This is a genomic window from Pseudomonas sp. ITEM 17296, assembly GCF_028895205.1.
Lineage (GTDB): Bacteria > Pseudomonadota > Gammaproteobacteria > Pseudomonadales > Pseudomonadaceae > Aquipseudomonas > Aquipseudomonas kermanshahensis.
Map to the genome: position 1 here is coordinate 1 of NZ_WJRS01000085.1, position 552 is coordinate 552.

The window sequence follows — 552 nt, forward strand, 5'->3', positions numbered from 1 at the left end:
TGGGGCACTTTGATCCAGTATGTGGTCAACCCACACCAGAGCCGCGAGTACTGCGTCCAGGCCGGTGACCTGGACCTGAACTTCTTCTGGCGCCTGTCGGCCGAGGAAGGCCTGATCTCGATCTTCGAGCACAGCGAAAGTAGCCACGCCGTGGTACAGGCGGACAAGATCAGTCAGTTCGGCAGCTTGGAGGGTGAGCCGGTGCTATACGTCGCCAACCGCGGCGGCATGGAGCAGCAACCCTGCCTGCGCCACTTCGCCTACCGCGAACAGGTGCGCACCAGCAAGCAGGTCCAGCGCGACTACACCTTTACTCACCCACGCTACAACCATGAGCACACCATGTTCCCTCAGGACATGGGCAATCAAAGCAACGACTACGAACGCTACGACTACCCTGGCCGCTACAAGCACGACAACACCGGCAAGCCGTTCACCCAGACCAAAGTCGATGCCCTGTTCGGCGATGCGCGCGTGGCCGAAGTCGAAGGCGATGATGCTCGCCTGCAACCGGGTATTGCATTCGAGCTGACCGGCCACGCCCGCGAGGAT

At 61.2% G+C, this 552-nt stretch carries 1 protein-coding gene; it reads left to right on the forward strand.

Annotation, left to right across the window (positions count from 1 at the left end):
• Nucleotides 1-552, forward strand: a 552-nt coding sequence (locus GIB19_RS28165; RefSeq protein ID WP_274888862.1) for a contractile injection system protein, VgrG/Pvc8 family, incomplete at both ends; no start/stop codon positions are given.